General features: G+C 69.5%; 8 protein-coding genes and 1 pseudogene. 5 read left to right on the plus strand and 4 right to left on the minus strand.

What is annotated here, in order from left to right:
* Positions 1-337 precede the first annotated feature (337 nt).
* Positions 338-445 (minus strand): annotated as a pseudogene (locus HKK72_RS33845) (LuxR C-terminal-related transcriptional regulator); the annotation flags it as partial.
* On the opposite strand from HKK72_RS33845, the gene HKK72_RS33850 reads away from it, so the two are divergent.
* Positions 431-979, plus strand: coding sequence for a VanZ family protein (locus HKK72_RS33850; RefSeq protein ID WP_187238494.1), 549 nt, complete (start codon positions 431-433; stop codon positions 977-979). The pseudogene HKK72_RS33845 and the gene HKK72_RS33850 sit on opposite strands and share 15 nt — an antisense overlap.
* A gap of 58 nt (positions 980-1,037) precedes the next feature.
* Here HKK72_RS33850 and HKK72_RS33855 read toward each other — a convergent pair whose 3' ends face one another.
* On the minus strand, positions 1,038-1,463 hold the full coding sequence (locus HKK72_RS33855) for a DUF6069 family protein (protein ID WP_187238495.1): 426 nt from the start codon (positions 1,461-1,463) through the stop codon (positions 1,038-1,040).
* A gap of 130 nt (positions 1,464-1,593) precedes the next feature.
* Here HKK72_RS33855 and HKK72_RS33860 point away from each other — a divergent pair, with 130 nt between their 5' ends.
* Both HKK72_RS33860 and HKK72_RS33865 read left to right on the plus strand, forming a co-directional pair.
* Positions 1,594-2,754: a sensor histidine kinase gene (locus tag HKK72_RS33860; protein WP_315987588.1), complete on the plus strand. Its 1,161-nt coding sequence runs from the start codon at positions 1,594-1,596 to the stop codon at positions 2,752-2,754.
* The gene (locus tag HKK72_RS33865; RefSeq protein WP_187238496.1) at positions 2,742-3,404 is read left to right on the plus strand and encodes a response regulator; all 663 of its coding nucleotides are present in this window, start codon (positions 2,742-2,744) and stop codon (positions 3,402-3,404) included. Before HKK72_RS33860 ends, HKK72_RS33865 begins: the two co-directional genes overlap by 13 nt.
* Positions 3,405-3,493: 89 nt before the next feature.
* On the opposite strand, the gene HKK72_RS33870 is transcribed toward HKK72_RS33865, so the two are convergent.
* A complete protein-coding gene (locus HKK72_RS33870) occupies positions 3,494-3,742 on the minus strand; it encodes a hypothetical protein (protein WP_187238497.1) in 249 nt (82 codons plus the stop codon).
* A gap of 52 nt (positions 3,743-3,794) precedes the next feature.
* Positions 3,795-4,370, minus strand: a complete 576-nt coding sequence (locus HKK72_RS33875; RefSeq protein WP_187238498.1) for a hypothetical protein — start codon at positions 4,368-4,370, stop codon at positions 3,795-3,797.
* A gap of 219 nt (positions 4,371-4,589) precedes the next feature.
* Between HKK72_RS33875 and HKK72_RS33880 the strand changes: the two genes are divergently transcribed.
* Positions 4,590-4,745, plus strand: coding sequence for a hypothetical protein (locus tag HKK72_RS33880; protein WP_187238499.1), 156 nt, complete (start codon positions 4,590-4,592; stop codon positions 4,743-4,745).
* A gap of 442 nt (positions 4,746-5,187) precedes the next feature.
* Positions 5,188-5,565, plus strand: a complete 378-nt coding sequence (locus HKK72_RS33885) for a nuclear transport factor 2 family protein (RefSeq protein ID WP_222721480.1) — start codon at positions 5,188-5,190, stop codon at positions 5,563-5,565.
* The last annotated feature ends 1,424 nt before the right edge of the window (positions 5,566-6,989 follow it).

Below are 6,989 nucleotides of genomic sequence, written 5' to 3' on the forward strand. Positions count from 1 at the left end.
AGATCCTCGGCTGCGGATAGGCGGTTGCACACTACTGACCGCCGAGGACACTAGGCAGCTGGCCTTGGCCGCCCACCCGGGACAAGCTCAGACACAGGCGCCAGAGCATCCCAGACCGCAAACATGATCGGCCTGCCGGATGTGTCACCCCACGTCCTGAGACTGGCCTGTCACGGACTGGGGAACCTCAGCTCCGCTTTTGAAAGCCACGGCCTATCTGACCGCGACGGCCACCATGGCCGAGCGCGCGTCCGCCTCCGCCAGGAGGGCACCGCCAGGGGTCCCCACAGCGGAGCGGCACAGGGCGGTCTGCCCCCTTCCTGCGCCGTCGACAGGTTCATGTGCCGCGTCCCACGAGTCCGTTGCGCCATGCCCAGGCCGCGATCTCTACGCGGTTTCTGGCGGTGAGCTTGGCCTGAATGTTGGCGAGATGTGTTTTGACCGTGCCGCCGTCCTCGGACCGGCACTCGTGGTCTTCACTCTCGTCGCCCTCGCACGCCGACGAGGCAACGTCCCCGGGTGGCGCGGCGGCCCCCTGGCGCTCCGGGCCGTCACCGCTCTCTACGCGGCAGCGGTCGCCTCACTCACGTTCTTCCCCCTGTGGATCTACGGCGGGGACTACCGCAACCGAGCGTCGTGGATCGGGCAGGTCCAGCCGATCCCGCTGCTCACGGCCGACATCTCCATGATCCCCAACGTGATCATGTTCGTCCCGCTCGGCTTCCTGCTGCCGCTGCTCTCCCACGGCTGCACCCTCGGCCGCACCGCCGTGACCTGCGCCCTCGTCAGCCTCGGCATCGAACTCACCCAGATGCTCCAGTACATCGCCCTCGGCAACGGCCGCGCCGTCGACATCGACGACCTGATCGCCAACACCCTCGGCGGCCTCCTCGGCTACGCCGCCCTGCGCACCGCACAGCGCGCGGACGCCACACACGCCGTGCTGAACAGGCTTTTCCCGCCGCCCAACATCGTCTGACCGGATGCAAGGGCGCGCCTCGGGATCGCCGTGGCGCGCCCTCACTCTCGGACCTGTGTTATCGGCAGTCCCGCCGGCCGGGCAGCCCGATGATCAGCGCCACCCCAACGGTCAGGTGCATGCCGAGCAGCACCAGCCGGCTGCTGGTGCCGACGCCGCTGCCCAGTGGGCCGGCCAGCGAGAGCACCAGCACGATCAGCGCGGTGATCCGGAACGTCCGGGCGGGGCGGCGGGCGGTACGTTCCAGCAGCGCGAGCAGGCCCCAGGCGGCCATGCCGGCGATCAGCGCGGCCCCTACGACGGCGGCCGGGCCGATGTGCTGGGTGGCGTCGCCCTGGCGGACGGCAAGGTCGATGCCGGCCCAGAGGTCGTTGACGACCCACAGCAGGAGAGCGCTGGCCGCTCCCGCGGCGACGGTGATGGCGCGGCCCGTACGCCGTGCGGTGGTCCTGGTCATGTCGGTCTGCTGCATGTCGTTCGTCATGCCGATGAGCATCGCGGCCCGGGCCGGGTGGACACATCGGGCTGCGAGCCGCGCCGACGCCCTCTTAGGAGACTCGACCACCAACTTTGGAAGGTGTCGGCGCCCGGCGCCGGCCGGTTAGCCTCGCCGGGTGAATAGCCTCTCCTTCGGGTCGGAAGACTGTGACCGCCGCCCCAACCCCGCCGTCCTCTTGGTTGCGTCCGGCGTGCTGATCGCGATGACGATCCTGGGCTGGTGGATCGACCGCCCGCCAGGCCCGTTGCTCGCGCTCGACCTCGTGGCCGGCGCGCTGAGCTGGCTGCTGACGCCGCTGATGCTGTGGCGGCCGGTCGCCACCACGGCCGTGCTCGCCGTGCTGGCCGCGGTGTCGCCGGCGGCCACCCCACCGGCCACGATCGGCGCGCTGCAGGTGGCGCGGCGCCGGCGCTTCCCGGTTGCGATCGCGGTGGCGGTGGCCGGGCTCGCCGCGCATGCGGTCCAGGGCGCCTGGCGGTCCAACGGCGGCGTGTCGTACGGCTGGTGGCTGGTGCTGGTCACAATAGGCTACGGTGCGCTGCTCGGCTGGGGTGCGTGGGCGCAGGCCCGCGAAGCGCTGATCCGCTCGCTGCACGACCGGGCCCGCCGCGCCGAGGCGGAGCAGGGCCGCCGGGTGGCCGAGGCGCGCATGCTGGAACGCCGCAAGATCGCCCGGGAGATGCATGACGTCCTCGCACACCGCCTGTCGCTGCTGGCCACGTTCGCCGGCGCGATGGAGTACCGTCCGGACTCCTCACCGGAGCAGTTGTCCCGGGCCGCGGGGGTCGTCCGGGACGGCGTGCACCAGGCGCTCGACGAGCTGCGCGAGGTGATCTCGCTGCTGCGTGACGACGACCCGCCGCACGGCGACGGCATCCGCCCGCAGCCGGTGCTGGCCGACGTCCCGCGCCTGGTCGAGGAGTCCCGCGACGCCGGCACCGAGGTACTGCTGCGCGAGGCGGTGGACGAGCCGGCCGAGGCGCCCCCGTCGGTGGCCCGCACGGCGTACCGGGTGATCCAGGAGGGCCTGACCAACGCCCGCAAACACGCCGCCGGCCAGCCGGTCCAGGTCGCCCTGCGCGGCGGGCCCGGCGCGGGCCTGGAGATCGACGTCCGCAACGCGCTGACGCCGGAGCGCGCGGCGCCGCCCGGGTGGTCCGGGGGCGCCGGGCTGGTCGGGCTCACCGAGCGGGTTCACCTGGCCGGCGGGCGGCTCGACCACCAGGCGGTCGGCGGGGAGTTCCGGCTGCACGCGTCGATACCATGGCCGGCATGACCCCGCCGGTGCGAGTGCTCGTCGTCGACGACGACGCGCTCGTCCGCGCCGGGCTGACCATGATGCTCGACGGCGCCCAGGGCATCGCCGTGGTCGGCGAGGCCGCCGACGGCGACCAGGCGCCGGCCGCGGCCGACGCGCACGCCCCCGACGTCGTGCTGATGGACCTGCGCATGCCCCGGGTCGACGGCATAACCGCCACCCGCCGCCTGCGGGCACGCCCGCGGCCGCCCGAGATCATCGTGCTGACCACGTTCGACACCGACGAGAACATCTTGCACGCGCTGCGTGCCGGGGCCAGCGGCTTCCTGCTCAAGGACACCCCGCCGGCCCGGATCGCCGAGGCGGTCCGGCAGGTCGCGGCCGGCGAACCGATCCTGTCCCCGCAGATCACCCGCCGGCTGATGGACCGGGTCGCCGTCCAGGCCGGCGCGTACGCCCGGGCCAAGGCCACCCTCGCTGCCCTCAGCCCGCGCGAGCACGACGTCGTGGTGGCGATCGGGCAGGGTCGCAACAACGCCGAGATAGCGACCGCGCTCGGCATGACCCTGGCCACCGTGAAGACCCACGTGTCGCACATCCTGACCAAGCTCGGCCTCGACAACCGGACCCAGATAGCGCTCCTCGCCCACGATGCCGGCCTCGCCTGACCGATCCACGCGGTGGCGGCTCGCGTCACCAGGGCCCGTGCGGCGGCGGCTCGCATGACCGCCCCGGCCGCCGCAATCGGCGGCAAGAACTATTTGAACGAGATCAACTTCGCACTGATCAAATCGCAGACCTTGGCGAGATCGATCGGCAGTCGCTCGGCCAGCGCAGGGGCACTGCACGCATAGAGAGGATCCGCGGCCAGTGCCCGGGCGCCTCCGGCGGCGACCTCGGCGACGAAACCGGCCGCGCCGTCGCCGCAGTCGAGGGTGACACCGGTGAGGTCGCCGTCGGTGAGACTCGCGCGATATTCGATATATGAACGCGAAGTGAGGAGCATTCAGGGTCCTCGTGCTCGTCGCCGCTGAAACGCGGTCGAATTCGATGGGGGCTCAGGTGACGGGATGCGGTGGCACGTCGGCGGCGACCGGGCGGCGGCGACGTACGTGGTAGGCGTACGTCACCACCAGCAGCATCGGTCCCCACAGCGCAAGCGGAGTGATACACACGGTCGCGAGCGCATGCCACCACCCGTTCGTGTATTCGACGTGGGACATTCCGCCGATGTGCCAGTACCCGAGTACCCCGTACCCCCATAGAACGGTCAGTATCAGGCCGCCGAGGGTCGCGGGGATGATCGCCGCGACCGGCGGTATGCGCTTCCCGCCGATCCACGGGATCCATGCGGGCGCGACCTCACCCCATTTCCTCACGAGGCCGAACGTGAGCAATGCCAGCCCTTCGGTCAGCAGGCTCAGGCCGAAGACGTAGGGCACGACGAACCACCTCCACCCCGGCGCGGCCGGGTCTATCTGCCCCATGGCGAAGTTGAAGGCGATGGGCAGCCGCCACAGGCTCGAGGGCAGCACGACGAGGGGGACCGCATGGGCGGTGATGACCGCCCATCTCGGGACAGGCCGATCGGTGTCGCCGGCGGACGTGGCCGCCCGGATCGTGTTGAGTGCCATGATCGGATCGTCTCGGCTTTTCGTCGGCCTGAGATCGTCCGCGTGGGGGAACCCGCTCCCTCTCTCAGGTGAGCCGAGGGCGGGAGACTCGGCCGCCACGGCGCTGCCGTGACCGGGTTAGGCACATACGACGTCGATGACGGTTTGGCGGTGCGGGGGATGGTCTTGCCCAAGGCGCTCTAGGGAGTACAACCCACCGAGTCGTACGGCGGCCTTGTCATGGCCGAGTTGCTCGACTGCTTGGCCGTAGAGATCGGTGACCTGGCGTTCGGCGGCATCGTGTTCGGTGTGGGCCTGGGCCACCTCGTCAACACGTTGCCGCCGATAAGCGGTGACCAGCGCGACCAGGGCACCGATCCCGGCGGCTGCGGTTAGCGCCCGGCGGATCGACCACAGACCCACCATGCGGTGTGCGTCTTTGACACGGCGGAGGTCTGCGGAGGGTCCGGTGTTTGCTCACGAGGCGGATGCTAAAGAAGGCCGGACACCGTTCGCGGTGATTCGCTCACATCTCCCTACCTCAGCGCTGATGAGGCACTCTGATTGCGCCGACCGCGCATGGATACTCCCTGCCTGGTCCTCCCGTTTGCCGTCGTCCCACGCGTAGCGCTACCGGGCCAGGCCCCTACGGTCGAGGATGCAGCTCCCTACTGGAAGAACGATCCGCGACCGTAGGGGCCTGGTCTGGTAGATCTCCGATTGGGGCGACGGCGGGCGGGATGACCAGGCTTCCACCTTGACCCATGACAGACCTTGCGGCAGCGTGCTTGGTCGGCGCCGCCGGCAGGCCGGACCGGCGGCTGGCAGTATGTCGGGTGTGGACAGAGATGCCGTCGAAAGGTGGGTCGCCGGGTACGAGCGGGCGTGGCGCACGCCGGGCACCGAGCCGCTCGCCGAATTGTTCTCGTCGGAGGTGTCGTACCTGCCGTCGCCGTGGGCGTACCCGATCGTGGGCCTGCCCCGGCTCGGCCTATGGTGGGACGCCGAGCGCCACGGCCCCGACGAGCCGTTCACGATGACGAGCGAGGTGGTGGCCGTCGACGGCGACACGGCGGTGGTGCGGATCGGGGTTGACTACCTGCGCGACGACCCGTCGCGCTGGCGCGACCTATGGATCCTGCGTTTCGACGCCGATGGCCGCTGCGTCGGGTTCGAGGAGTGGCCCTTCGCCCTGGACCAGCCCGACGGGCACTAGGCCGCCTCTCTTCCTCGTCCGCGTTACCGACTGCTCGAACCCTTCGGAATTGTGCATGAGGACGACGCTGGAGTACGCCGGCCGTGCGGACCTGGTGATCGCGGTCAGAGCGGACGCCGACGACCGATTGCACGGTGCGGGCCGCCTGATCCGACGCGGAAGGCCATGCCGCACTCACCCTGTTCAAGCCATATGTTCGCCATCCGGTCGCACGGACTGGCATAAGCCCTGTTGCTGTACTTCGCCGCTGTACGTACAGCAGCCGTCCTCACCCGCGATAGCGCCCGTGATTCGAGGGCAACCCCGACCCGTACCGAAGGGCCGGCTACAGGCGAACTTGGGGTCAAGGTCAAGGGGGCGGGGACAGCAGCGGGCATCGAAGCCGATCATGATCTTGTGGCCTGACCAGGCAAACCGTGACCTGGCACTCCCTAGATCAACTGCCCGCGAGTGACCGCGAGTCCCGCTGCTCCCTCTGCCAACGTGCACGCAACGGGCACGGCGCTGGGCTGCCAGGCCTTACCAAGCGACCGCATCCTTATCAATTCGTTCCGCCCCGAGGTGATCAAGGTGCGCCGCGTCGACGTCGTGTTGCTGACAGTCGTCCGGGTGCGGTCCTGTTCGCTTGTGTTGCCGTCACGGGCCTCACGGGGTTCGCTCTAGTGCCAGTGAGAGGGCGGGACCCAGGACGGTGGTCGGACTCGTCGGATGGTGAGTTCAGGGTTGATCAGATGCATGCGGTACACCAGATCGCGGAAGCCTTCAGAGGACCAGCGTCCGGGCCGCAGTCCGGTGTGGTCGGCTGGACCGGATAGGTATCGGACGTTGGGCCAGAGCCGGAATGAGCCGCCCTCGCAGCGCACCCGAGCTGAACCACACCCCAACCGTGCCGCTACCGGGAGCCGTACTTCGGTGAGCTGCCGGACGTCGACCTCGACGTTTTGTCCTAGGCCACGGATGGACAGGCGACTATCGCCTGACAGTGTGATTTCGCGGGTCAGACGACGATCCAGAATGATCGCGGCCCCAAAAACCAGCAGTGCCCACAGCAACGCCCAACGCCAGTAGGGTCCGCTCAATCCTCCCATCAAGGACATGGGCATCATCGCCGAAGGAACAATCCACCCCGAAGGAGGGGTGGCTCGGTATCGGTACCGGGGCGGCAATGCCGTACCAGCCCGCGTTGACAAATCCTCCGCCATGGCCTGGCCCGCTCTCCACGATCAACCAGATGCCAACAGAGTGACATCCCACAGCAAGCGTGACAATCCGCACGGCACTGCTGTTCGGCCCCGGACCACAAGAGGACCCACCCCACCATCCTCACTGTCTGCCGTCGTCCCACCCTGCGGGGAACGGCTGTGCCTGGGACGGCGGTATAGGCGGGAAGACCGGGCTTCCACCCCCACCCTCTGACGACCATG

It is taken from the genome of Actinomadura sp. HBU206391 (assembly GCF_014323665.1).
Taxonomy (GTDB): domain Bacteria; phylum Actinomycetota; class Actinomycetes; order Streptosporangiales; family Streptosporangiaceae; genus Actinomadura_C.